At 65.8% G+C, this 20786-nt stretch carries 27 protein-coding genes; 10 read left to right on the top strand and 17 right to left on the bottom strand.

Features of this window, described 5'->3' with window-relative positions:
* Positions 1 to 89: 89 nt before the first annotated feature.
* The 3 genes from ACE191_RS14445 to ACE191_RS14435 all read right to left on the bottom strand — a co-directional run bounded on the left by ACE191_RS14445 (position 90) and on the right by ACE191_RS14435 (position 2525).
* The gene (locus tag ACE191_RS14445) at positions 90 to 611 is read right to left on the bottom strand and encodes a GNAT family N-acetyltransferase (RefSeq protein ID WP_400192943.1); all 522 of its coding nucleotides are present in this window, start codon (positions 609 to 611) and stop codon (positions 90 to 92) included.
* A 35-nt stretch (positions 612 to 646) separates the two neighbouring features.
* Positions 647 to 1909: a TCR/Tet family MFS transporter gene (locus ACE191_RS14440; RefSeq protein ID WP_400192942.1), complete on the bottom strand. Its 1263-nt coding sequence runs from the start codon at positions 1907 to 1909 to the stop codon at positions 647 to 649.
* A gap of 67 nt (positions 1910 to 1976) precedes the next feature.
* Positions 1977 to 2525 carry an SRPBCC family protein gene (locus tag ACE191_RS14435; protein WP_400192941.1) on the bottom strand — a complete coding sequence of 183 codons (549 nt, stop codon included), beginning with the start codon at positions 2523 to 2525 and terminating at the stop codon, positions 1977 to 1979.
* Positions 2526 to 2620: 95 nt separating this feature from the next.
* On the opposite strand from ACE191_RS14435, the gene ACE191_RS14430 reads away from it, so the two are divergent.
* Positions 2621 to 2989: a VOC family protein gene (locus ACE191_RS14430; RefSeq protein ID WP_400192940.1), complete on the top strand. Its 369-nt coding sequence runs from the start codon at positions 2621 to 2623 to the stop codon at positions 2987 to 2989.
* A 121-nt stretch (positions 2990 to 3110) separates the two neighbouring features.
* Positions 3111 to 3752, top strand: coding sequence for an Hsp20/alpha crystallin family protein (locus ACE191_RS14425; protein WP_400192939.1), 642 nt, complete (start codon positions 3111 to 3113; stop codon positions 3750 to 3752).
* 51 nt (positions 3753 to 3803) lie between these two features.
* On the opposite strand, the gene ACE191_RS14420 is transcribed toward ACE191_RS14425, so the two are convergent.
* Positions 3804 to 4529, bottom strand: a complete 726-nt coding sequence (locus ACE191_RS14420) for a phospholipase (protein ID WP_400192938.1) — start codon at positions 4527 to 4529, stop codon at positions 3804 to 3806.
* Between the two features lie 198 nt (positions 4530 to 4727).
* On the opposite strand from ACE191_RS14420, the gene ACE191_RS14415 reads away from it, so the two are divergent.
* Positions 4728 to 5111, top strand: coding sequence for an Hsp20/alpha crystallin family protein (locus ACE191_RS14415; RefSeq protein WP_400192937.1), 384 nt, complete (start codon positions 4728 to 4730; stop codon positions 5109 to 5111).
* A gap of 106 nt (positions 5112 to 5217) precedes the next feature.
* Here ACE191_RS14415 and ACE191_RS14410 read toward each other — a convergent pair whose 3' ends face one another.
* Positions 5218 to 5544 (bottom strand): hypothetical protein, encoded by a 327-nt coding sequence (locus ACE191_RS14410; protein ID WP_400192936.1) that lies wholly within the window; start codon positions 5542 to 5544, stop codon positions 5218 to 5220.
* Positions 5545 to 5655: 111 nt separating this feature from the next.
* Between ACE191_RS14410 and ACE191_RS14405 the strand changes: the two genes are divergently transcribed.
* Genes ACE191_RS14405 through ACE191_RS14395 form a run of 3 tightly spaced genes read left to right on the top strand, consistent with a single transcriptional unit; the run spans position 5656 to position 7195 of the window.
* A complete protein-coding gene (locus ACE191_RS14405) occupies positions 5656 to 6513 on the top strand; it encodes a glycoside hydrolase family 25 protein (protein WP_400192935.1) in 858 nt (285 codons plus the stop codon).
* A gap of 60 nt (positions 6514 to 6573) precedes the next feature.
* Positions 6574 to 6975 carry a septal ring lytic transglycosylase RlpA family protein gene (locus tag ACE191_RS14400; protein ID WP_400192934.1) on the top strand — a complete coding sequence of 134 codons (402 nt, stop codon included), beginning with the start codon at positions 6574 to 6576 and terminating at the stop codon, positions 6973 to 6975.
* A 25-nt stretch (positions 6976 to 7000) separates the two neighbouring features.
* The gene (locus tag ACE191_RS14395; RefSeq protein ID WP_400192933.1) at positions 7001 to 7195 is read left to right on the top strand and encodes a hypothetical protein; all 195 of its coding nucleotides are present in this window, start codon (positions 7001 to 7003) and stop codon (positions 7193 to 7195) included.
* Positions 7196 to 7262: 67 nt separating this feature from the next.
* Here the strand turns inward: ACE191_RS14395 and ACE191_RS14390 are convergent, their stop codons facing one another.
* The gene (locus tag ACE191_RS14390) at positions 7263 to 7676 is read right to left on the bottom strand and encodes a DUF6799 domain-containing protein (protein WP_400192932.1); all 414 of its coding nucleotides are present in this window, start codon (positions 7674 to 7676) and stop codon (positions 7263 to 7265) included.
* Positions 7677 to 7927: 251 nt separating this feature from the next.
* Between ACE191_RS14390 and ACE191_RS14385 the strand changes: the two genes are divergently transcribed.
* Together ACE191_RS14385 and ACE191_RS14380 are read left to right on the top strand one after the other, a co-directional pair.
* Positions 7928 to 8845 (top strand): DnaJ C-terminal domain-containing protein, encoded by a 918-nt coding sequence (locus ACE191_RS14385; RefSeq protein WP_400192931.1) that lies wholly within the window; start codon positions 7928 to 7930, stop codon positions 8843 to 8845.
* Between the two features lie 12 nt (positions 8846 to 8857).
* On the top strand, positions 8858 to 9187 hold the full coding sequence (locus tag ACE191_RS14380) for a chaperone modulator CbpM (protein ID WP_400192930.1): 330 nt from the start codon (positions 8858 to 8860) through the stop codon (positions 9185 to 9187).
* A 256-nt stretch (positions 9188 to 9443) separates the two neighbouring features.
* On the opposite strand, the gene ACE191_RS14375 is transcribed toward ACE191_RS14380, so the two are convergent.
* The 6 genes from ACE191_RS14375 to ACE191_RS14350 all read right to left on the bottom strand — a co-directional run bounded on the left by ACE191_RS14375 (position 9444) and on the right by ACE191_RS14350 (position 13698).
* Positions 9444 to 10175 carry a ZIP family metal transporter gene (locus tag ACE191_RS14375; RefSeq protein WP_400192929.1) on the bottom strand — a complete coding sequence of 244 codons (732 nt, stop codon included), beginning with the start codon at positions 10173 to 10175 and terminating at the stop codon, positions 9444 to 9446.
* A gap of 88 nt (positions 10176 to 10263) precedes the next feature.
* Positions 10264 to 11010, bottom strand: a complete 747-nt coding sequence (locus tag ACE191_RS14370; RefSeq protein ID WP_400192928.1) for a class I SAM-dependent methyltransferase — start codon at positions 11008 to 11010, stop codon at positions 10264 to 10266.
* 151 nt (positions 11011 to 11161) lie between these two features.
* On the bottom strand, positions 11162 to 11560 hold the full coding sequence (locus ACE191_RS14365) for a hypothetical protein (protein WP_400192927.1): 399 nt from the start codon (positions 11558 to 11560) through the stop codon (positions 11162 to 11164).
* Between the two features lie 51 nt (positions 11561 to 11611).
* A complete protein-coding gene (locus ACE191_RS14360) occupies positions 11612 to 12241 on the bottom strand; it encodes a hypothetical protein (RefSeq protein ID WP_400192926.1) in 630 nt (209 codons plus the stop codon).
* 96 nt (positions 12242 to 12337) lie between these two features.
* Positions 12338 to 13198, bottom strand: coding sequence for a carboxylating nicotinate-nucleotide diphosphorylase (nadC, locus tag ACE191_RS14355; RefSeq protein ID WP_400192925.1), 861 nt, complete (start codon positions 13196 to 13198; stop codon positions 12338 to 12340).
* A 95-nt stretch (positions 13199 to 13293) separates the two neighbouring features.
* Entirely contained in the window at positions 13294 to 13698 is a 405-nt protein-coding gene (locus ACE191_RS14350) for a DUF4783 domain-containing protein (RefSeq protein ID WP_400192924.1), read from the bottom strand.
* A 144-nt stretch (positions 13699 to 13842) separates the two neighbouring features.
* Here ACE191_RS14350 and gpmI point away from each other — a divergent pair, with 144 nt between their 5' ends.
* Together gpmI and ACE191_RS14340 are read left to right on the top strand one after the other, a co-directional pair.
* On the top strand, positions 13843 to 15387 hold the full coding sequence (gpmI, locus tag ACE191_RS14345; RefSeq protein ID WP_400192923.1) for a 2,3-bisphosphoglycerate-independent phosphoglycerate mutase: 1545 nt from the start codon (positions 13843 to 13845) through the stop codon (positions 15385 to 15387).
* On the top strand, positions 15380 to 15988 hold the full coding sequence (locus tag ACE191_RS14340) for a hypothetical protein (protein WP_400192922.1): 609 nt from the start codon (positions 15380 to 15382) through the stop codon (positions 15986 to 15988). The genes gpmI and ACE191_RS14340 overlap by 8 nt, the downstream gene beginning before the upstream one ends.
* 37 nt (positions 15989 to 16025) lie before the next feature.
* Here ACE191_RS14340 and ACE191_RS14335 read toward each other — a convergent pair whose 3' ends face one another.
* From ACE191_RS14335 to fumC, 5 genes are all read right to left on the bottom strand, one after another.
* Positions 16026 to 16580 carry a hypothetical protein gene (locus tag ACE191_RS14335; RefSeq protein WP_400192921.1) on the bottom strand — a complete coding sequence of 185 codons (555 nt, stop codon included), beginning with the start codon at positions 16578 to 16580 and terminating at the stop codon, positions 16026 to 16028.
* A gap of 52 nt (positions 16581 to 16632) precedes the next feature.
* Positions 16633 to 17058, bottom strand: a complete 426-nt coding sequence (locus tag ACE191_RS14330; RefSeq protein WP_400192920.1) for a secondary thiamine-phosphate synthase enzyme YjbQ — start codon at positions 17056 to 17058, stop codon at positions 16633 to 16635.
* 11 nt (positions 17059 to 17069) lie between these two features.
* Complete coding sequence (locus ACE191_RS14325; protein WP_400192919.1) at positions 17070 to 18584, bottom strand: right-handed parallel beta-helix repeat-containing protein; 1515 nt, start codon at positions 18582 to 18584, stop codon at positions 17070 to 17072.
* Positions 18585 to 18727: 143 nt separating this feature from the next.
* A complete protein-coding gene (locus ACE191_RS14320) occupies positions 18728 to 19165 on the bottom strand; it encodes an STAS/SEC14 domain-containing protein (RefSeq protein WP_400192918.1) in 438 nt (145 codons plus the stop codon).
* A gap of 160 nt (positions 19166 to 19325) precedes the next feature.
* Entirely contained in the window at positions 19326 to 20729 is a 1404-nt protein-coding gene (gene fumC / locus ACE191_RS14315) for a class II fumarate hydratase (RefSeq protein ID WP_400192917.1), read from the bottom strand.
* Positions 20730 to 20786 lie beyond the last annotated feature (57 nt).

Genomic DNA, 20786 nt, shown 5'->3' with positions numbered 1-20786 from the left:
GGCGGGCAACGATCCTGGGCTGCGAGCGGAAATTATTGTCAAGAGCTGGCAACAATTCTGGTTCAGTGAGCGGGATTATTGCCAGCCAGTTAATCAGCTTTGCCAGCCGGCAGAATCTTTTCGTAGCAGAAAAAGCGCAGCCCCGGCCGGAATGCCAGACCGATTTCGCCCGCGAACCGGTAGCCCAGCTTGGGGAAGAGCCGCCGGGTAGCCTGGTTCTCGGAGTTGGTATCCACCCGCAGCCGGTTCAGGCCCCACTCACGCGCCAGCACCTCGGCCTGGGCCAGCAGGGCTGCCGCCACGCCGCGCCCCTGAAAATCGGGGTCGACGGCCAGCCGGTGGGTAACCACCGCCGGGGCCGCCGGGTCCCAGTCGGCCAGCGTGTACTCGGGGTCCTGGTCGGTGGTGAGGGCGGCCACGCCGGCCAGCCGACCGTCGAGCTCGGCCACCCACAGCTGCTCCCGCGCCAGGTCCTGCCCAAACACCGCGGCATTGGGGTAGCTGGCCTCCCACTGAAAATTGCTCGCCGCATGCATCAGCGGCACCACCCGGCGCACCAGGTTCATGATGGCGGGCAGATCGGCAGCGGTGGCGCGGCGAATGAGTAACATAGTCACAACAACAAAGGCGGAAGACACGAGGCAAGTTACTCCACGGCTACGGCCTCGGCTACCGGCTCGGGGGCGGGCTGAGCGGCGGGCGCCAGCCGGGTGAGCGAGCGGTACGCCAGCCCTACGCTCACGGCCAGCAGCAGGGCCCCCATGTAAAACGGGGCCCCTGGCAGGTACACCGGCGCCTGCAGACCCGTGAAGTACGAAAACAGGTTGGTCATCAGCGGCGGCCCCACAATGGACGTGACGCTAACCAAGCTGGTGAGGCCCCCCTGCAGCTCGCCCTGCTCGGAAGCCGGTACCTGCGCCGAAATCAGCCCTTGGAGGGCTGGGCCGGCAATGCCGCCCAGGCAGTAGGGCACCAGAAACACGAACATCATCCAGCCCTGGGTAGCCAGGCCAAACAGCAGCATACCCAGCCCGTACAGCCCAATACCCCAGTACACCGACCGCTCGTTGCCCAGGCGCGGGTTGATGTAGCGAATCAGGCCACCCTGTACGATGAACACCAGCAAGCCGATAGCGAAGAGCGAACGGCCCACCCATTGCTCGTTCCAGCCAAATTTCTCCATGGTGTAGTACGACCAGGTACTTTGGGTGGCGTGCGCGCCCACATAAATGCACAGCAGCGCCCCTACCAGCCCCATTATCACGGGGTAGCGCCCCAACTGCCGCAACGAGCCCACGGGGTTGGCCCGCTTCCACTCAAACGGGCGGCGGTTTTTGCGGGCCAGGGACTCGGGCAACACCAGCAGCCCGTAGAGCCAGTTAACGAACGTGAGAGCGGCCGCGGCCAGAAACGGTGCTTTGGGCCCAAAGTGGACCAGCTCGCCGCCGATGGCCGGCCCCAGCATAAAGCCCAGGCCAAAGGCCGCGCCCAGCAGCCCGAAGTTCTTCGCCCGCTCTTCCGGCGCGCTGATGTCGGCAATGTAAGCCGCGGCGGTGGTCATGCTGGCCCCGGTGATGCCGGCAATAAGCCGCCCCACAAACAGCCAGCCGATGGTAGGGGCGAAAGCCAGAAACAGGTAGTCGAGCCCGAAGCCCAGCAGGGAAAATAGCAGCACCGGCCGCCGCCCGTATTTGTCGCTGAGGTTGCCCAGCACCGGCGAAAACACGAACTGCATAATGGCAAAGGCAAACAGCAGCCAGCCGCCGTAGCGCGAAGCGTCGCTGAGCGTGCCGTTTACCAGGTGCCGGATCAGGCTGGGCAGCACGGGAATGATGATTCCGAAGCCGATGGCGTCGATCAGGACGGTGACAAAAATGAAGCCCAGGGCAGCCGTGCGTTTATCGGCCATAGCGTTGAGGGAAAAGGAAACAGAAAAAGGTGCGGGCAGCGGCGCTAAGCCCCAAATGTATAGCTGATTAGCGCCCCGCCGTTGGGCGGGTTTCCACCACCCGCCGCAGGTTTTGCAGGCCTCGCTCGAAGTCCTGGCCCACCATTTCGTCCATGAACAACCCGAAATAGCGGCCCACCGGGTTGAAGCCCATGTCGCTTTCCATGCTCCAGGTAACTTTGGTGCCCTGCGCCGTGGGTTCCAGCAGGTACGACGCGTAGCCCAGCCCGCTGCCGTCGAAGTTCATTTCGGTGTCGATGCGCTGCTGAGGCTGGGCCCGCACGATGCGCAGCGTGCCGTTGCCAACCTGGCGGTGGTTGCTAAGCCAGGAGTAACTGGCTCCCGGGCCCGCGGCCGGACCGGCATAGCTCAGCTGCATTTGGGGGTCGATCTTGTGCCAGGGCGACCAGGCCTCCCAATTGCGCAGGGTGTTAATCTGGTTGAAAACGGCGGCGGGCGGCGCCTGCATGGTCAGCGTCCGCTCGACGCGCACCTGTCGGGGCAGCAGCAGGCCGATCAAGCTTAGTCCGGCTCCCGCTGCAAGCAGGCCAAGAGCAACTTTGGGTAAGGTTTTCATAGCTGAATGAAGGTACATTGCGAATTCAAGGTATTAAATATTTTAGCATAATACTATTTATATTAGCAAAAAACTTCCACCTTTTCCTTCAAATCATGCTGCAAGGACTTCGCACCGTAGTGTATCCGGTAAGTAACCTGGACCAGGCCAAGCAATGGTACGCCGCCGTTCTCGGCCAGGAGCCGTACTTCGCCGAGCCATTTTATGTGGGCTTCAACGTGGGTGGCTACGAGCTGGGGCTCGACCCCGACGGAGTAGCGGCCGCGCCGGGTGGCCCGGTAGCTTACTGGGGCGTGCCCGATGCCGCCGCGGCCTACGACCAGCTTCTGGCGCTGGGCGCAGAAGCCCACGAAGCCGTGCGTGAGGTGGGCGGCGGCATTCTGCTGGGCACGGTGCGCGACCCATTCGGCAACCTGCTCGGCGTGATTCAGAACCCGCATTTTTCCCTGCCGCCCCAGTCCTGACTTATTGCGTTCGGCAGCTCCGCAGCCCCGGCTGCAAAACCCGCCGGCCAGTTGCAACCCACTGATAACGTACTCAGTAAAAAGCGCGGATTCGGTTTTCTCACCTCAAAGCTCAACGATCATGGCGATTCAACGGTATGCCGCCGATTCGTTCGGCGACTCACTTCCGCAAAGCTTCTCGGCCATGCTGGACCGCTTCTTCAACGACTCGTTGGCGCAGCGGGGCCGCGTGAGTGCCTTTTCGCCGCAGGTAGATGCCTACGAAACCGAGCGCAGCTACGAGATTGAAGCGGCGCTGCCGGGCCTGAAGCGGGAAGACATTAAAGTGGAGTTTCATCAGGGCCGGCTGACCATTTCCGGCGAGCGGCGGCTGGAGCAGGAACGCAACGACCGGCGTTACCACGTGCTGGAAAGCCAATACGGCTCGTTCCAGCGCAGCTTCCAGCTGCCCGACGTAGCTAACGCCCAGGGCATCGAAGCTTCGTTTGAGGATGGCGTGCTGCACGTGACTGTGCCTAAGGACGAGCAGAAAACCATGCGCCACCAGATTCAGGTACGCGGCAACCGCGGGGGCAACGGCGGCCAGCTTTCGGAGCGCATGGGCGAGCAGGCCACGGAGGTTCGCGTAGCGCAGGGCTCGTCCCCACAAGCCAACGCCAGCTCGTCGGCCAATGCCGGTTCCGCAGCCGAGGCCGGCTTTGCCTCCTACGGCGACGGGCTGTCCGACGAAGCCACTTCCCGGCGCGGGCGCGTAACCTCTTAACTCAGCCCTGATTCCAGCGGCCCGGCTTCGGTTGAAGCCGGGCCGCTTGGTTTATGGCCGGTGCTCCGGCCTGACCGGGCTGGCACCGGAAGCAGCGGTTGATTCAGCGGCTCCCGCGGGTACTTCCATGGGCCCCAGCGCCGCGAGTGTAACAGCGCCCGGCGTTACGTGCCGCAGGGTAGCCGTCAGCCCTACGTCGAGCAGATCCTGCACTAGCCCCTGACCCGAAGCTTCCGGGGTCAGCGTGTCCACCGTGGTAGCCACCACTGTTACGGGCCGCTCGGGCAGCCCCACAAACGTGGCGCGGCGGTCGAAGTCGGGCGGAAAAACGGCGGCGTAGAGTACCAGGCGCTGGTACTCGGTGCGGTTGCCCGCCAGCCAGCGGCAGGCCGCCGCCGCGCCCTGCCCGCAGCCCAGCACCGTAACGGGTACCTGGGGCGGACACTGGCTTAGCACGCTAGCCGCCAGCTCGTCGAGGTAGGCGGTCAGGTCAAGCAGGTCGGGCAGCAGGTCGCCCGAGCCGGGCACCAGCCAGGCCGCGGCGGGCCGGGCCAGCTGGGGCGGACTGGTGGGCGCCAGGGCATAGCGCGACAGGGCTTCGGGCAGCACCAGCAGGCGGTCGGGAGCTTCCAGCGCCCGCAGCTGCTCCGCCAGGTCTTCTACCGACTGGTCGGCATCGTGCAGGCAAAACCACACGGTTTGAATAGCGGGGCCGGGCTCGCCCAGCAGCATGTAGCGCGCCGTGCGGGAAGTGGAGAACAGGTGTACTGGCGGCATAGATGGAAGTAGATGAGGCGTTTGAACCTATACGCAACTGAGCACCGACGGGCTGCCAGCCTGGCGTTTCGGCTCCCATTTGCCGCGGCGTTTCCGGCCAATATGACGCCCCGGAGTAGCAGGGTGGTGCCATCCTGCCCGGATTTCATGTTGGTACATTGTTTGTCTACAATCCCCTGAATTAAAGCAGCATTAGCCATGAACCTGATCAGCCGCAATACCATCCGCGAATTTCTCCCGCAGCTTGACCTGCTCAACACCCTGGGCGGGGGCGTAGCCCAGCCGCTGTTGCGTCTCGACCGCCGCCCCAACGGCGTGATGATTCGCGTGTCGGCCCCCACGGTGCGGCCCGAAACCTTTCACGTGGTGCTCGACAACCAGACGCTGACGGTGTACGCCGAGTACCGGCACCGCCCCGACGACCAGCTGGCCGCACCGCTGTTTGCCCATAGCTTCCAGCTGCCCGCCGGCCTCGACCTGCAGCGCATCGACGCCGTGCACGAAGCCGACGAGCTGCGCGTGCGCATCCCGTTCGAGAATCCCACCAACCGCCGCCGCGAAATCGACATCAAGCGTCGCTAGGGCTTTCCTGCCTGTACATACCGCCGGGACCGACCGGCATCCATGGTTTCACCGCCACTGCCTTGCCCGCAGTGGCTTTTTTGTGCCCGCCCCGGTTGTTCCGCCCTTATTCAAATAGGGGCCAGAGCAGCACGAACATGGTCAGCAGCGACAGGTAGAACCAGCCCATCACCTGCCCACGGAAGCGGCGCGGCAGCACGTTGCTGAGCGTGAGCACCGCCACCACTACCAGGACCAGGTGCAGCAGCAGAAACACGCTGGTCTTTACCCAGTTGGCCACAATGGTATTCTCGGGCTGAAACTGGTCGCTTTCGCCCAGGCCCGAGGTGAGCCAGCGCAGCAGGAAAAACGTGAGCGTTTCGAAGGCCACGAAGCCCAGCAGGCCCGCGAGAAACGCCGGGAAGCCCGGGCGGTCGGTACGAACGTCGGCCATGCAGCAGCGGAATAGGAGTTGGCCAAAAGTACGGTTTCCGGCCGCACCGGGCCGGGGCGGGCACCAGTCGGCGGCGGACCGGCGTTATCTTCGCTCCCGCATCCGTTTCGCATGACCCGCACCCGTCGTCGCTCTGCTCCCCGTGCCCGCGCCCCGCAGCGCGCCGCCGCCCCCGCCCGGCGGCTGTTGCTGCTGGCGTTGCTACTGGCCGTGCTCGGCAGTGGGTGGTTTTACTGGCACTACCGCCGCCAGGTACACCGCTACGCCCGCCGGGCCTGGGCCACGCTGGTGGCCGCACGCCTCACGGGGCAGGAGAAAACCCCGCTGCTGAGCGGCTACGCCGTGCACGGCATCGATGTGTCGTCGTACCAGGGCCGCATCGACTGGCCCGAGGTGGCGCGGCACCGGGTGCGCTTCGCCTTCATCAAGGCCACCGAGGGTGTAACCCTGCGCGACCGGCGCTTCCGCCGCAACTGGAACGGCGCCAAGGCCGCCGGCATCTACCGCGGGGCCTACCACTTCTTCCAGCCTAACTACGACGGCACGGCCCAGGCCAACCTGTTCGTGAAAACCGTGCCCCTGCAGCCCGGCGACCTGCCGCCGGTGCTCGACGTGGAAGCGCAGGAGTTTCATGACGTGGCCGTGATGCGCCGCAACATCGGCACCTGGCTGCGGCTGGTGGAGCGCCACTACGGCGTGCGCCCCATCATCTACTCCAACTACGGCTTCTACCAGCGCTACCTGGCCGGGCACTTCGACAAGTATCCCCTGTGGCTGGCCCACTACGAGGTAGAGCAGCCCCTGCTGCCGCGCAGCCGCTGGATTATCTGGCAGCACTCCGACGAATCCTACATTCCCGGCATCCGCGGCACGGTCGATTTCAACGTGTACCAGGGCTCGTTCGAGCAGCTGCTGAGTTTGCGCATTCCGCCGGCACCCGCCCCCCGGCGCGGGGGCGGCCGGCCCTGAGCCGCCACCCAAGTCGGCCCGATGGCGTACTTTCAGCTTTCCGGACCACCTGCTCTGCTTATGCATTTCTTTTTTCTGTCGCGGCCCGCGGCCTGGGGCCTGCTGCTGCTGAGTCTGGGCGGCAGCCTGCTGCTGGGCGGCTGCGCGGGCCGCGGCGGCTTCACCGAATCGGGCAAGGCCTCGTTCTACGCCGACAAGTTCAACGGCCGCAAAACGGCCAGCGGCGTGCCCTACCGCCCCGGCAAGCTCACGGCCGCCCACAATACCCTGCCCTTCGGCACGGTGGTGCGCGTGACCAACCCGCGCAACAACCGCTCGGTAAAGGTCACCGTGAACGACCGCGGCCCGCACGCCAAGGGCCGCATCATCGACCTCTCGAAAAAGGCCGCCCGCAAAATCGACATCATCGACGCCGGCGTGGCGCCCGTGCAGCTGCGCGTGGTGCGCCGGGCCAGTAAGTAGTCCACCCGCTTATTCCTCCCCTGCTATGCGTATCCGCAAGAAAGTAACCTGGGCGCTGCCCCCGGCTGGGGCCGACCGCTTCAAGACCCTAAGCCAGTTTGTGAAGGCCGCCGAGCAGCAGGGCTGGGGCGAGGCAGAAATCCAGTTCGTCATCGACGAGATTGTGGAAGCCCGCGACGAGGCCGAGGTGCGGCTGATTCTGGCCGACTACACCGCTTAAACCTGGGCACGAAAAAGCCCGCGACCGGGGCCGCGGGCTTTTCAACTAAAACGGAATCAGCGCCGGACTACTTGTTCTTGCGCTTCATCTTCGATTTGGACTTGCCTTTGGGGTCCATTTTAGCGGCGCGCATCAGGCTGTCCTGCTCGGCTTTCATGGCCATGGTGGTCAGGCGGCCGCTCAGCGACATGTAGTCGCCTTCCTTGAGCTGCACGGTGGTGCCGTCGGTCATGGTCACGGTGCCGTCGGCGGCCAGCTTGGTGCCGTTGGGCAGGCTGCGGGCCTCCGCCAGGGGGCTGGTGAAACCGTTTTCAGTGAGCATCACCTTACCGCCGGTCATGGTAACCCCGTCGCGCACGCCGGCGTTTTTCAGCACGGGGCGGGGCGGGGGCGTACGGCGGCCGGCGGGTTTGGTCTGGGCCTGGGCTTGCAGGCCTACGGCCAGCAGAGCCAGCGCCAAAAGGGTCGAAAAGCGCTTCATAAGAGGTGGAAGTGGGGAAAAGAGTTAGGTAATATACGGCGGCCGCCCGACATTGAAACGGCTCCCCGGCGGAAGCGGTCCGCCGATGCCGGCCGGCGAGGTTTGGCAACAAACGGACCAATTCACGTATTTCGTTCAATCGGCTAATCCGTTCACGGTCTGGCCCCGGCCCCCGGCACTTACGCGCCCGCGCGGCCGCAGGATTGCCGCCCGGCCCCGCCCGCCGACTTCCCGCTTAACCACCGCTTTTCATGGATTACAAGGACTACTACCAGGTGCTGGGGGTGGACAAGAAAGCCTCCAAGGACCAGATCAAGAAAGCCTACCGCAAGCTGGCCCGCCAGTACCACCCCGACGTGAACCCCAACGACGCCGAGGCCGAGCGTAAGTTCAAGGAAGTAAACGAGGCCCACGAGGTGCTCAGCGACGACGAAAAGCGCCAGAAGTACGACCAGCTGGGCGCCGACTGGCAGCGCTACCAGCAGGCCGGCCGCGGCGGCCAGGCCGGCGGCTTCGACTGGAGCCAGTACGCCGGGGCCGGCGGCTTCGGCAATGGCGGCGGGGGCGACGACTTCTCCGACTTCTTCAGCTCTTTCTTTGGCGGCATGGGCGGCCAAACCCGCGGCGCCCGGCCCGCCGCCGGCCACGACTACCGCGCCGACATGGAGCTGACCCTGGAAGAAGCCTACCACGGCGGCCCGCGCACCGTAACGGTGGGCGACAAAAAGCTGCGCATCACCATTCAGCCCGGGGTGGAAGACGGCCAGACCATCCGGCTGCGCGACCAGGGCGCCCCCGGCCGCCACGGCGGCCCGGCCGGCTCCCTGTTCATCACCTTCCGCATCCGGCCCGACAGCCGCTACGTGCGCACCGGCGCCGACCTGACCATGGACGTGCCGGTGAGCCTCTACAAAGCTCTGCTGGGCGGCGAGCAGGTGGTCGATACGCTCGCAGGCCCGGTAAAAATCAAGCTCAAGCCCGAAACGGCCAACGGCACCAAGCTGCGGCTGCGCGGCAAGGGCTTCCCGGTGTACCGTCAGGCCGGGCAGTTCGGCGACCTGTATTTGCGCCTGCAGGTGCAGCTGCCCCAGCAGCTCAGCGCCGAAGAACAGCGCCTGATTCGGCAGCTGGCCCAGCTGCGCGGCGAATCCGTGGGCCAACCCTCCTAACTGCTTTCCGCCATGCCTACCACGCACTTCATCACCCTCAGCTTCGGCGACTGCGCCCGCACCTACGGGCTGAGCGAAACGGCCCTGCGCGAGCTGGCCGACCTGGGGTTGCTGCGCCTGAGCGGGGCCGCCCCCGAGCCCCTCATCGAGGAAGAAGCCGAGCACCTGGCCCGCCTCGCCCGCCTGCACCACGATTTGCAGCTCAGCCCCGAGGGCATGGACCTGGTACTGACCATGCGCCGGCGCCTCGAGCAGCTCCAGCACGAGCTGACCCGGCAGCGCGCCCGCGCCGCCTACCTCGAAGCCTGGATCCGGCGCTACCCCGCCACCGACGTAGAGTAGCCCCGCCGCCGGCGCTGCTCTCAACTCGCCGCGGTTGTTCTGTGGTCCACCGGGAACCGTCCGCGGTGGACCGCAACTCATTCGCGGTGGACCGCGGACGGTTCCCGGTTCACCGCAAATCAGTCGCGGTCCACCGCGAAACGGCCGCGGTCCACCGCGAAAGCGCCGCGAACGTTCGCGGCTAAGTCACGGAGGTTCGCGGCGCTTTGCAGGAGGTTCGCGGAATGGCCGCGAACAGGGCCAGTGCTACCGGGCGTTAGAGCGCGTTGGCCAGCAAAGCCAGGCCCAGGCCGGCCAGCGTGGCCAGCAGCTTGCGCACGTTGATGTGGTGCTCGGGGCTGACCTCGAACAGGATGGTGGTGGATACGTGCAGGAAGTTGCCGCACACCAGGCCCAGCAGCGCGGGGTAGAAGCCGCCGTGCTGCTCCGGGTTCAAGCCGGCGTAGTGGCTGGCCAGCACGCCCAGCGGGGCGGCGGCGGCAAACAGGGCCAGCCAGGGCAGGGCGCGGCCAAACGAGCCCAGCCGCGTCACCAGCACCGCCATCAGGGCAAAGGCAGCCGGAATGTGGTGCAGGGCTACGCCGGTGAGGGTGGCAAAAAAGCCGTCGGGCCGGTGGCCGTGGGGGTCCTGCACCAAGATGCTGCCTTCGAGAAAAGCGTGCAGGGTGAGGGAGCCCAGCAGCAGCCAGGGCACCCCGGCGTGGGGGTGCTGGGCATGCACGTGCTGGTGGCCGTGCTCCACGCCCTCGGAAAACAGCTCCAGCACCAGCTGCCCGAAAAAGCCCGCCAACACGAAGTAGCCCACCTGGTGCGAGTCGCCCAGGGTGAGGGCCTCGGGCAGCAGGTGCGTGAGGGTAAGCGTAACCAGGTAGGCGCCGCTGAAGGCCAGCAGGGGCCGCAGCCAGGTGGTGTGCGCCGTGGGCACAAACCGCGTGAGCCAGCCGGCACCAAGCACCGACGCGAAAAGCAGCAGCAGGGCTACAAACATGGAGCGTGAAGGCTGCGCCCCGGGCCCGGCCGCCCCGCCCCGGCCGGACCCGCGGGCCCGGCCAAAGCCGGTGGTAAGCCCGGCGGCGTTATTTTTTGAGAATGAAAATCATGCGCGCGCTGCTGGCCGCGTCGTAGGGGCGCAGGTCGTAGTCGCCCAGCACCTCGGCCAGGCGCAGGCCCGCGAGGTAGAAGTATTCCTCGAACCGCTCGCGGCTCAGGGCCCGCACCCGCTCCTGGAAGTACTGTTCGCGGCCCTGGTCGTCGCGGAAGCGGATGTCCTTCACGATAAAGTCACGGTCGAGGTGGCGGCTGAGCAGGAAACGGGTACCGTCGACCAGCTTTTCCTCGTGGCTCACCAGCTCGCGGATGGTGCGCTCGGTGTTCATGAAGTCGATGACCAGCTTGCCGCCGGGCCGCAGCGCGTCGGCGGCGTGGCGCAGGGCCACCACGTTTTCGGCCTCCTCGTCGAAGTAGCCGAAGCTGGTGAACAGGTTCAGCACGAAATCGAAGGGCCCGTGGGGCAGCGGCTCGCGCATGTCGTGCACGTAGAAGCGCAGCCGCTCGTTTTCGGCCTGCCGGGCCTGGGCAATGCTTTCGGGTGAGAGGTCGATGCCCGTCACGTCGTAGCCGCGCTGGTTGAGGTACACGGCGTGGCGCCCCTTGCCGCAGGCCAGATCCAGCAGCCGCTCGTGGGGCTTGGGATGCAGGCGCAGCAGCAGGTTGTCGAGGAAGTGCTGGGCCTCGTTCTGGTCCCGGTCGCGGTACAGCCGGTGGTAGTACGGCGAGTCGAACCAGGTACTAAACCACTCGGCCTGGTAATGAGAATGCGCCATGAAACGAAAGCAGCGGTGAAAGAAGCCCGCCCGCAGGGAGCCGGGCAGGGACGCCGACGCCCCGGCGCGGTTTCTGGTTCAGACGTCAGAAACCGCACCGGGGCGCTATTGGGCAGGCAAGCAACTGAGCCTGAGTGCCAAGCCTCGCGGCTTAGTTCTCGTTCTGCTCGCGGTGCTCGTCGTTCAGGTCGTGGTGGGTTTCGGTTTTGGCCTTGGTGGCGTCCTCGCCCTGCTTGCTGCCCTCGGGCACTACCGCGTCGGGCGACATGGCCGCGTCGGCGTGGGTGCGGTTGCTGGGCTGGCCCTTGGCCGGGTCCAGGGTCTGCTCCACGTCGGTGTGGGAGCTGATGGGCTCGGCAATGGCGCCGCCCTTGTGCTGGCTGGGCGCGTCGGTGTGGAGGTCAAAATACTGCGTTTCGCGGGTGCCCGGGGCTACCTGGTCAACGGATACTTTGCCGTCGGGGCGCCAGTCAGACGGTTCGGCGCTGCACGAGGCCAGGGCCAGCAGGGCTACGGCAGCCAGGCCCGAAACGAGGTTGTTGGAGGTCATAAAGCGAAAAAGCAGGAGAGGAACGAAGTCGTAGTACGAAAAAACCCGGGCTTAGGCGGCCTTGCCCCCGGTTTCGGGGGCGCCGGCCTCGGCGGGCAGCAGGCCTTTGCGCCGCAAAATAGACTCAAACAGGCGCAGGTCGTTGGGCGAGTTGAAAATGCGGGTGGGCAGGTGCAAAAATACCGGTACGTACATCACCTTGGCCAGCAGGGCGCGCCAGCCGGCCACCTGCCCGGCCAGGTCGGGCTGCTTGAGAAACAGCACGTAGGCTTCCTTGTCGCGCCGCACCGACTCGATCATGTCCCAGGTCAGGCGCATGCCCTGCTCCTGGTTGAGGCGCAGCAGCAGCTGGCGCTGGTCCATCTCGTAGTGCACGCGCTCGAACAGGGCCTTGCTCTGCTCCATCTGGGTGACGCCGGTAACCTGGGCCGAGCGCAGCAGCACGTAAAGCACCGTCACGAGCACGGCGGCCGCCACCCACCACCACGAAAACACGAACAGCGCCGGCAGCAGCAGCACCACCAGCGGAATCAGCGCCTGCCACCAGTCGCGCTTCCACACCATGGTCAGGGCCATGCGGGTGAAGGTGTCTTTTTCGAGCTGGTGCTTCTTGGTGCGGATGGCCAGCGGCGAAGGTTGCTGCGCCACCTGCCGGCCCCGCATATTGTTGGGTTGTTGCATTCTGGAAGTTGTCGGTTATGCGGTGTTAGTTGTCAGGCCGTTGCGCTTGCTGCCAGAACAAACTGGCAACCGGCAACGCTCAACTAGCCACTCTTTTTAATACGCTTTCAAACTCAGATCCAGGCTCTTGGTGGAGTGCGTGAGGGCGCCCACCGAAATGTAGTCGACGCCCGTGGCGGCCACGGCGGCAATGGTGTGCTCGGTAATGCCGCCCGAGGCCTCGGTGGGGAAGCGGCCGGCAATCAGCGCTACGGCCTCGCGCAGCAGCGCCGGGGCCATGTTGTCGAGCATGATGCGGTCGATGCCGCCCACTTCGAGCACCTGCTGCACCTCGGCCAGCGAGCGGGTTTCCACCTCGATCGGGAGGCGGCGGCCCAGCTTGTCGAGATAGGCGTGGGTAGCTTCGATGGCCTGGCGGATGCCGCCGGCGTAGTCCACGTGATTGTCCTTGAGGATAATCATGTCGAACAAGCCGTAGCGGTGGTTGACGCCGCCGCCAATGAGCACCGCCCACTTTTCGCAGAGGCGGAAGTTGGGCGTGGTTTTGCGCGTGTCGAGCAGCTTGGCCTTGGTGCCGGCCAGCAGGCTGTTGAGGAAGGCCGTGTGGGTAGCAATGCCGCTCATGCGCTGCATGCAGTTGAGCACCAGCCGCTCGGCCGTGAGGATCGAGCGCGCCGGGCCTTCCACCGTCAGGACCACGTCGCCGTGCTTGACGCGGCTGCCGTCGGGCAGCAGCACCTGCACCTGCAGGGCGGGGTCGACCTGGGCGAAAATCAGCTCGGCCAGCGCTACGCCGGCCAGTACGCCCTCGTCCTTCACCAGCAGGCGGGCCTGCTTGCGGGCCCCGGCCGGCACCCCGGCCAGCGACGAATGGTCGCCGTCGCCCACGTCTTCGGCCAGCGCGGCTTGAATAAAGGCGTGAAGGGCTTCGGGGCTGAGGTAGGGGGCAGTATGCACGGCGCAAAAATAGCAAAAGGCCCCGACATGCGCCGGGGCCTGCGGGGCAGGAAATCAGGCCAAAAAGTACTTACGAACGTACAGGTTGGGCCAAATTACTCGTGGGTAAAGTCCATCGTGTCGATTTGCAGGGCCCCGCCCGCGGCCGGCTTCATCTTGATGAAGACCCGGTAGTTGCCCGACTTGGCGCCGAACTTGCCCACCGCGTACTGCACGCCGCCCGAGGTGGAAGCGCCCTGGTGCACGAGTTCGAAGGACGCCGGGCCGTTTTTGGCAAAGAAGTCCTTGAGCACAAATTCGGCCTGGGTGGCGCTGTAGCTCTGTTTGTCGCCGTCGAAGCTGAGCTCGACGGTGCCGCCAAAGTACTGGGCCACGGCCTTGGAGGAGCCGCTGCGAATGGCCGCGCGCACCGCGCTGAAGGCCTCGCCCTGTGCCTGGGCCACTATCGTCATCATGCTCAGGCAGAAAACGGTTAGGGCCCTTGTAAGTAGTCGTTTCATGGGATGCAAAGAGACTGCAGCGGCGGGTACACCAAAATTGTGCCAACCGGTTGCAATTGCTGGATAAGCGAAGTAAATAGCGGCAGCGGCCAAATTAGCGAATTGGTGGCGCTTGCCAGTTACGGGCCGCCTATCTTTGCTGCTATGAACAAACCGGTACTGCTGGTAATCCTCGATGGCTGGGGTTTAACCCAGAACCCCGCCGCTTCGGCCATTGCGGCCGCTCAAACGCCCTTCGTCGATTCGTTGTTTGCCCGCTTTCCCCACAGCCGCCTGCAGGCCTCGGGCGAGGCCGTGGGCTTGCCCGACGGGCAGATGGGCAACTCCGAGGTGGGGCACATGAACATTGGCGCCGGCCGCGTGGTGTACCAGGATCTGGTACGCATCAACAAGGCTGTGCGCGAGCGGAAGCTGGCGGCCATTCCCGCCCTCAAGCAGGCCTTCGAGTACCTACGCCTGAATACCGACAAGAACCTGCACCTGATGGGGCTGCTCTCCGACGGCGGCGTGCACTCTCACATCGACCACCTGAAGGCCCTCTGCACCCTGGCCCACGACGAGGACGTGCACCGCGTCTTCATCCACGCCTTCACCGACGGCCGCGATACCGACCCCAAGAGCGGGGTGCGCTACGTCAACAACCTGGAAGAGCACCTGCAGCGCGGGGCCAGTGGCAAAATCGCCTCGGTAGTGGGCCGCTACTACGCCATGGACCGCGACAACCGCTGGGAGCGGGTGAAGGTGGCCTACGACCTGCTGGTGAACGGCCGCGGCACGCCTTCGGCCAACCTGATTCAGTCTATGCTCGACTCGTACCGCGAAGGCGTGACCGACGAGTTCCTGCTGCCGCTGGTGAAAACCGGTGCCGACGGCCTGCCCCTGGCCACCATGCAGGACGGCGACGTGGTTATCTGCTTCAACTTCCGCACCGACCGCGGCCGCGAAATCACCCAGGCGCTGACCCAGCAGGACTTTCACGCCTTCAACATGCACCGGCTGAACCTGCACTACCTCACGCTCACCAACTACGACGCCACGTTTGTGGGCGTGACACCGGTGTTTGAGAAAGACAACCTCGAACACACCCTCGGCGAGGTGCTGGCCGCCCACGGCCGCCGCCAGATTCGCATTGCCGAAACCGAGAAGTACCCCCACGTAACGTTCTTTTTCTCGGGCGGCCGCGAAGCCGAATTTGCCGGCGAGCGGCGCCTGCTGTGCGCCTCGCCCAAGGTGGCCACCTACGACCTGAAGCCCGAGATGAGCGCCTACGAGCTGCGCGACGCGCTGGTGCCTGAGCTGCAGGCCCGCGCCACCGACTTCACCGTGCTCAACTTCGCCAACCCCGACATGGTGGGTCACACCGGCGTGTTTGCGGCCGCCGTGCGCGCCTGCGAGGTGGTCGACGAGTGCACCCGCGATGTGGTGACCACGGCCCTGGAAAACGGCTACGCCTGCATCATCATCGCTGACCACGGCAACGCCGACATGATGATCAACCCCGACGGCACGCCCAACACGGCCCACACCACCAACCTCGTGCCCTGCATCCTGGCCGACTCCGACTACCAGGGCCGCCTGGCCGACGGCAAGCTGGGCGACATCGCGCCCACCGTGCTGGCGCTGATGGGCCTGCCGCAGCCGCCGGAAATGACGGGCGAGTCGCTGCTGCGCCCCGCCGCCCATGCGTAAGCCGCGGCTCGGCGCGCTGGCGGGCCGGGCCGGCTTCCGCTGGCTTGGCCTGGCGGCTTTGAGCTGGCTGAGTGCCTGCTCGGGCGAACCGGCCGACCGCCCGGCCCGCCGCCCCGCCGGCTACTTCGATACCGTGGGCCTGCTCGACGCGCAAATCAAGCAGTTGCAGGCCCAGCGGCTGGGGCTCGAAAAAGCGGTGGTGCTGCGCGACGGCCAAACCGAAACCCGGCAGCTGCGGCAGGTAAACTGGGCCAACGAGCTGGAGCTGTTCTACCAGGCCGACATCAACAAGCCGGCTTTGCGCGGCGCCTACAAGCAAACCTCGGCGGCCGACAGCACGGGCCTGACCCGCCAGACCTTCCGCCGCCGCCCCAACGTGGAGCACCCGGTGCTGGAGCTGTCGGTGCTGCGGGCCGGGGCCACGGTGCGCGAGTTGCAAGCCCGCATCAGCCAGGACAACGCCCTGTTTTTCTCGGGCAAGCAGTTGGCGTTGCGCTTTGGTCCCGACGGGCTGCTGACCGACTACCAGGTCCGCGGCAGCCAGAAGCTGGTGGTGTTCGATTCGACCCGCTACGCCGCCCGCGCCCGGGTGCTGCGCTAAACTTCGCGCCGACAACTCTGCCGGTTTGGGCCTCGGCTCAGTCGAGGTAGGGTTCCACTTTCACCCGTTGCACCTGGCCGTTGCGGAACGAGGCCAGCACCCGGTTCATCTGCATTTCGTCCCGAATGCTCACGCTGTCGCAGCCGGCGCCCTGGCGGCGGGAGGCCGCCCCAATGCGCTGGCGCAGCTTCTGGCAATGGGGCGAGGCAAACGAAACCAGGGTGGCGCTGCTGAGCAGGTCCTTGTCGGGGGTGCGGTAGAACACGAACTCGTTGCCGGCCTGCTGCACCGTTATCAGCGTGTCCGTCTGTCCGGGGGAGTGCGCGTTGGCCACCGGCCGGCGGCCCGTGATGCGGCCGCCGCTGCCCACCACCTCGGCCACGGTAAGCTCGGTGCCGAAGGGGTCGTTGGCGGCTTCGTCGTCGGTGATGGCGCACACGCGGCGGGGCGCCGGCGGCGGCGCGGGCGCGGTGGGGGCAGATGCCAACGAGTCGGTTCGGCGGGGCTGCTCGCGGGCTAGGCTCGCGGGCTGGTCGCGGCAGGCACTCAGCAGCAGGCAAACGGCTAGTAAAGACGGAGCAGGAAACTTCATGGGCGGCGGGCTTTTCGGCCTTCTACGCACTAACCGCCCCGGGCGCTGGGTTTCAGGCCACGCCCAGCAGCGTGAGCACCAGCCAGCGGCGGCCGCCGTGGTTGCGGTGCTCCCCCAGGTACACGCCCTGCCAGGTGCCCAGCGCCAGCTCGCCGCCCGTAACGGGAATGGTGACGCTGCTGCCCAGCAGCGCGGCTTTCAGGTGGGCGGGCATGTCGTCGGGGCCTTCCTGGGTGTGCTGAAAATAGGGGGCGTTTTCGGGCGCGGTGCGGTTGAAGAACTCCTCGAAGTCGCGGCGCACGGTGGGGTCGGCGTTTTCGTTGATGGAGAGGCTGGCCGAGGTGTGCTGGATAAACACGTGCAGGGTGCCGGCGCGCACCTGCGCCAGCTCGGGCAGCTCGGCCGCGAGCAGGTCGGTGATGAGGTGAAAGCCGCGGCGCAGGGCCGGCAGGCGCAAACGCTTCTGCACGCAGATCATGGGCGGCGCGGTTAGGGCAGGGTGAGGGCGCCCAGGTCGGGCGTGGCCAGGTTGGGGCGCAGCACGTTGCGCAGGTCGCGGCTCAGGGCGTCGAAGGCGCGGATATCGGCGCCGCGGGCGCGGGCCGGCGAACTGGGGTCGAGGCGGTAGTCGGGGCCGTTGGGGCCGGCCGAGAGCGTGGTGCGGTGAAACTTGGGGTCTACGTTCAGCAGGTTGCCGCTGCCCTCGAAGCCCAGCGTGGCCCCGCCGGCCGGCCCGGCGTATTCCTTGGTGCGCAGCAAACTGTTGCTCACGCTGATGCCGGCGCGGTAGGCGCTGGCGTTCTGGAAAAACAGCTCGTCCTCGATGGAGCCCCACACGATGGTGTTCAGAATGCTGATGCTGGGCGACACCTGCCGCGGCGGGTTGTTAACGGGCAGCACGTTGGAGAACGTCAGGGCAGAGGTTTCGCGGCGGAACTGCGGGGTGTAGTTGGCAATGGTGCAGTGCTGCAGCAGGTAGCTGCCGCCCTGAAAGCCCGCCACGGCGTACTCGCCGCAGTTGCTGAGCAGCACGTTGCGCAGCTCCACGTCGCCCGAGAAGCTGAGCACGCCGCCGCCGGCAAAGCTCACCCCGCCGCTGCCGGCCGTCACGCCCAGCCCCGAAATGTTCTTGATGGTGCTGTTTTCAACGATGACCTGCGGGCGGGCGGGCCCGTTGCCAGGGTTGTAAAGCAGCAGGCCGTAGCTGGCATTCTTGATTTCGCAGTAGCGCAGCACGTTGCCGCGGCTGCCGGGCGCAAACTGAATGCCCGGCCATTGCCCTGGTCCCTCGGCGTAGAAGGGCTCGAGCCGGTCGCCGGCAAAGCGCACGATGGTGCGCCGGTCGTTTTCCTTCACCGTGTCCAGCGGCTGGGTATTGGCGTTGATGGACAGCTGCCCGAACACGACCAGCGGCGAGCCGGCGTGCACGTAGATGCGGGCGCCCGGCTCAATGGTCAGCCGCGCGCCGGGCTCCACCCACACTGTGTCGTAGAGCACGTGAGGCTTGTCGGCCGCCCAGGTGGTGTTGCGGTCGATGGTTTCGTGGCGGTGGAAGTAGGCGTTCTGGCCGTAGGCAATCAGGCGCACCAGCTGCTCGTTGCCGTTGGTGCGAAACAAAAGCTGATCTTCCACCAGAAAGGGCTTGTCGGCCCCGGGCTGCAGGGTGGCCTTCACCAGTACCAGCAGGCTGTCCTGGCCGCGGATTTCCACGTCGCGGGCCACGGCGCCGGGGTCGCCGCCGATGATGAGCTGATAGGTAGCGCCCTGCTGGGCCGCCAGGCGAATTTCAGAAACCCGCACCGCCCGCTTGTTGCGGTTGTACACCCACAGGCGCTTGGTCACGGTGCCGGTCTGCACGAACACGGTGTCGAACTTGACGGTGTCGGTGGAAAAGGCCAGGCGCGCGGCGGCGTCGGTGGTGATAAGCTCCTCCTTTGGCTCGCAGCCGGGCAGCAGCACGGTGAGCATCGAGAGCAGCAGCAACAGGGGCAACAGGTAGCGCACGGGCAGAACAAGGATTGAAGGAGCGAATGCACGAATCCAAACGACCGATTCAGTCATTCAGTCAGTCCCGCATTCAATCATTTACAAACACAAACCTACGGCTCAGCCGCTTAACGAAGAAGCCGGCCGGCTGGTACGCGCCCTCAGCCCAGGCGCGGGAGCAGGGCCGTGACGTGGGGCGCGCGAATCCAGGCCCGCGCCTGCTCGGCGTCGTCGAAGTAGCGCGTGTCGGGGCGGTAGTCGTGCTGGTCGATGGCGGCCAGGCGCACGGTGGCTTCCACCGAAAGGCGGCGGTGCTCGTCGGGCGAGTTGACCAAGGCCACGCGGTGCAGCTTCAGCAGCAGGTAGCGCGGAAACCAGTGCTGGCGCAGCCAGTGCTGCTCGGCCGGGCCCACCGGGGGCAGGCCGCGCAAATCGTGCAGCCAGCACTGCACCTGGTACTGCTCGGCCACCTCCAGGGCCTGCCAGAAGCCTTCCCGAATGTCGCGGGGCTGCGCCGCGCCGCGCCAGGCAATTTCCAGCAGCCGCAGGCGAGGCAGGTAGTCGAGGCGCAGGCAGGGCGAGTCGTAGAGGTTGAGCATTGGCAGCGCCTGAGGAGAAGGCCCCGGAACGGCAAAATCCAGTTTACGGGGGCGGCTTCTGCAAACCTTTGCAGGGCCGATAAGTTCCTGTCGGGCAAAAAAACGCCGCAGCCCCGAAGAGCTGCGGCGTGGGCAACGCAAAATACTGCTACTTTCGGGTTTAGCGGGGCAGCTCGCCCACCATGTCCTCGGGCTTGAGCCACTCGTTGAACTGCTCCTCGGTGAGGTAGCCCAGCTGCAGGGCGGTTTCCTTCAGCGTCGAGCCGTTTTTGTGGGCGGTCTGGGCAATTTCGGCGGCCTTGTAGTAGCCGATGTGCGGGTTCAGGGCCGTCACCAGCATCAGCGAGGAGTCGACGTGCTTCTTGATGTTTTCCTCGATGGGCCGGATGCCCACGGCGCACTTGTCGTTGAACGACACGCACACGTTGCCAATCAGGCGGGCCGAGTGCAGGAAGTTGTAGATCATCACCGGCTTGAACACGTTCAGCTCGAAGTGACCGTTCATGCCGCCGATGTTGATGGCCACGTCGTTGCCCATCACCTGCGCCGCTACCATGGTCATGGCTTCGCTCTGCGTGGGGTTCACCTTGCCGGGCATGATGCTGGAGCCGGGCTCGTTGTCGGGAATGAACAGCTCGCCGATGCCGGCGCGCGGGCCCGAGGCCAGCAGGCGGATGTCGTTGCCGATTTTCATCAGCGAGGCGGCCACGGTTTTCAGCGCGCCGTGGGCTTCCACGATGGCGTCGTGGGCGGCCAGGGCCTCAAACTTGTTTTCGGCGGTGATGAAGGGCAGGCCGGTGAGGTCGGCAATGTGCTTGGCCACGTTCTCGGAGTAGCCAGCGGGCGTGTTGATGCCCGTGCCCACGGCCGTGCCGCCCAGCGCCAGCTCCGAGAGGTGGGCCAGCGTGTTCTTGATGGCGCGCAGGCCGTGGTCGAGCTGCGACACGTAGCCCGAGAACTCCTGGCCCACGGTCAGCGGGGTGGCGTCCATCAGGTGGGTGCGGCCGATTTTAACCACGTGCATGAACTCCTTGGACTTGGCCGCCAAGGTGTCGCGCAGCTTCTCGATGCCCGGAATGGTTACCTCCACCAGAATCTTGTAGGCCGCGATGTGCATGGCCGTGGGGAAGGTGTCGTTGCTCGACTGCGACTTGTTCACGTCGTCGTTGGGGGCCAGGGCCTTTTTCTCGTCGAGGAGGTTGCCGCCCTGCAGCACGTGGCCGCGGTAGGCAATGACCTCGTTCACGTTCATGTTCGACTGCGTGCCCGACCCCGTCTGCCACACCACCAGCGGAAACTGCTCGTCGAGCTGGCCGGCCAGGATTTCGTCGCACACGCGGCCAATCAGCTCGGCTTTGTCGGCCGGCAGCACGCCCGCGTCGCGGTTGGTCAGCGCGGCGGCTTTCTTCAGGTACGCAAACGCCCGGATGATTTCCTTGGGCATGCGGTTGATGTCCTGCGCGATTTGGAAGTTCTCGATGGAGCGTTGGGTTTGGGCGCCCCAGTAGGCGTCGGCGGGGACCTGCACGGTGCCCATGGTGTCTTTTTCGGTGCGGAATTGCATCAGGCGAACAGACTCGGTGAAAGGATGGCAAGAAAGCAGCGGCAAAAGTAGCGAAGC

The sequence above is a fragment of the Hymenobacter sp. B81 genome (assembly GCF_044628455.1).
In the GTDB taxonomy this organism is placed as follows: Bacteria; Bacteroidota; Bacteroidia; order Cytophagales; family Hymenobacteraceae; genus Solirubrum.
This window is presented reverse-complemented; position numbering and strand designations above follow the sequence as displayed.

What these genes read in the sequence shown, in the direction of transcription:
- ACE191_RS14445 (WP_400192943.1), bottom strand. Translation starts at nt 611, where the DNA reads ATGTTACTCATTCGCCGCGCCACCGCTGCCGATCTGCCCGCCATCATG.
- ACE191_RS14440 (WP_400192942.1), bottom strand. Translation starts at nt 1,909, where the DNA reads ATGGCCGATAAACGCACGGCTGCCCTGGGCTTCATTTTTGTCACCGTC.
- ACE191_RS14435 (WP_400192941.1), bottom strand. Translation starts at nt 2,525, where the DNA reads ATGAAAACCTTACCCAAAGTTGCTCTTGGCCTGCTTGCAGCGGGAGCC.
- ACE191_RS14430 (WP_400192940.1), top strand. Translation starts at nt 2,621, where the DNA reads ATGCTGCAAGGACTTCGCACCGTAGTGTATCCGGTAAGTAACCTGGAC.
- ACE191_RS14425 (WP_400192939.1), top strand. Translation starts at nt 3,111, where the DNA reads ATGGCGATTCAACGGTATGCCGCCGATTCGTTCGGCGACTCACTTCCG.
- ACE191_RS14420 (WP_400192938.1), bottom strand. Translation starts at nt 4,529, where the DNA reads ATGCCGCCAGTACACCTGTTCTCCACTTCCCGCACGGCGCGCTACATG.
- ACE191_RS14415 (WP_400192937.1), top strand. Translation starts at nt 4,728, where the DNA reads ATGAACCTGATCAGCCGCAATACCATCCGCGAATTTCTCCCGCAGCTT.
- ACE191_RS14410 (WP_400192936.1), bottom strand. Translation starts at nt 5,544, where the DNA reads ATGGCCGACGTTCGTACCGACCGCCCGGGCTTCCCGGCGTTTCTCGCG.
- ACE191_RS14405 (WP_400192935.1), top strand. Translation starts at nt 5,656, where the DNA reads ATGACCCGCACCCGTCGTCGCTCTGCTCCCCGTGCCCGCGCCCCGCAG.
- ACE191_RS14400 (WP_400192934.1), top strand. Translation starts at nt 6,574, where the DNA reads ATGCATTTCTTTTTTCTGTCGCGGCCCGCGGCCTGGGGCCTGCTGCTG.
- ACE191_RS14395 (WP_400192933.1), top strand. Translation starts at nt 7,001, where the DNA reads ATGCGTATCCGCAAGAAAGTAACCTGGGCGCTGCCCCCGGCTGGGGCC.
- ACE191_RS14390 (WP_400192932.1), bottom strand. Translation starts at nt 7,676, where the DNA reads ATGAAGCGCTTTTCGACCCTTTTGGCGCTGGCTCTGCTGGCCGTAGGC.
- ACE191_RS14385 (WP_400192931.1), top strand. Translation starts at nt 7,928, where the DNA reads ATGGATTACAAGGACTACTACCAGGTGCTGGGGGTGGACAAGAAAGCC.
- ACE191_RS14380 (WP_400192930.1), top strand. Translation starts at nt 8,858, where the DNA reads ATGCCTACCACGCACTTCATCACCCTCAGCTTCGGCGACTGCGCCCGC.
- ACE191_RS14375 (WP_400192929.1), bottom strand. Translation starts at nt 10,175, where the DNA reads ATGTTTGTAGCCCTGCTGCTGCTTTTCGCGTCGGTGCTTGGTGCCGGC.
- ACE191_RS14370 (WP_400192928.1), bottom strand. Translation starts at nt 11,010, where the DNA reads ATGGCGCATTCTCATTACCAGGCCGAGTGGTTTAGTACCTGGTTCGAC.
- ACE191_RS14365 (WP_400192927.1), bottom strand. Translation starts at nt 11,560, where the DNA reads ATGACCTCCAACAACCTCGTTTCGGGCCTGGCTGCCGTAGCCCTGCTG.
- ACE191_RS14360 (WP_400192926.1), bottom strand. Translation starts at nt 12,241, where the DNA reads ATGCAACAACCCAACAATATGCGGGGCCGGCAGGTGGCGCAGCAACCT.
- ACE191_RS14350 (WP_400192924.1), bottom strand. Translation starts at nt 13,698, where the DNA reads ATGAAACGACTACTTACAAGGGCCCTAACCGTTTTCTGCCTGAGCATG.
- gpmI (WP_400192923.1), top strand. Translation starts at nt 13,843, where the DNA reads ATGAACAAACCGGTACTGCTGGTAATCCTCGATGGCTGGGGTTTAACC.
- ACE191_RS14340 (WP_400192922.1), top strand. Translation starts at nt 15,380, where the DNA reads ATGCGTAAGCCGCGGCTCGGCGCGCTGGCGGGCCGGGCCGGCTTCCGC.
- ACE191_RS14335 (WP_400192921.1), bottom strand. Translation starts at nt 16,580, where the DNA reads ATGAAGTTTCCTGCTCCGTCTTTACTAGCCGTTTGCCTGCTGCTGAGT.
- ACE191_RS14330 (WP_400192920.1), bottom strand. Translation starts at nt 17,058, where the DNA reads ATGATCTGCGTGCAGAAGCGTTTGCGCCTGCCGGCCCTGCGCCGCGGC.
- ACE191_RS14320 (WP_400192918.1), bottom strand. Translation starts at nt 19,165, where the DNA reads ATGCTCAACCTCTACGACTCGCCCTGCCTGCGCCTCGACTACCTGCCT.
- fumC (WP_400192917.1), bottom strand. Translation starts at nt 20,729, where the DNA reads ATGCAATTCCGCACCGAAAAAGACACCATGGGCACCGTGCAGGTCCCC.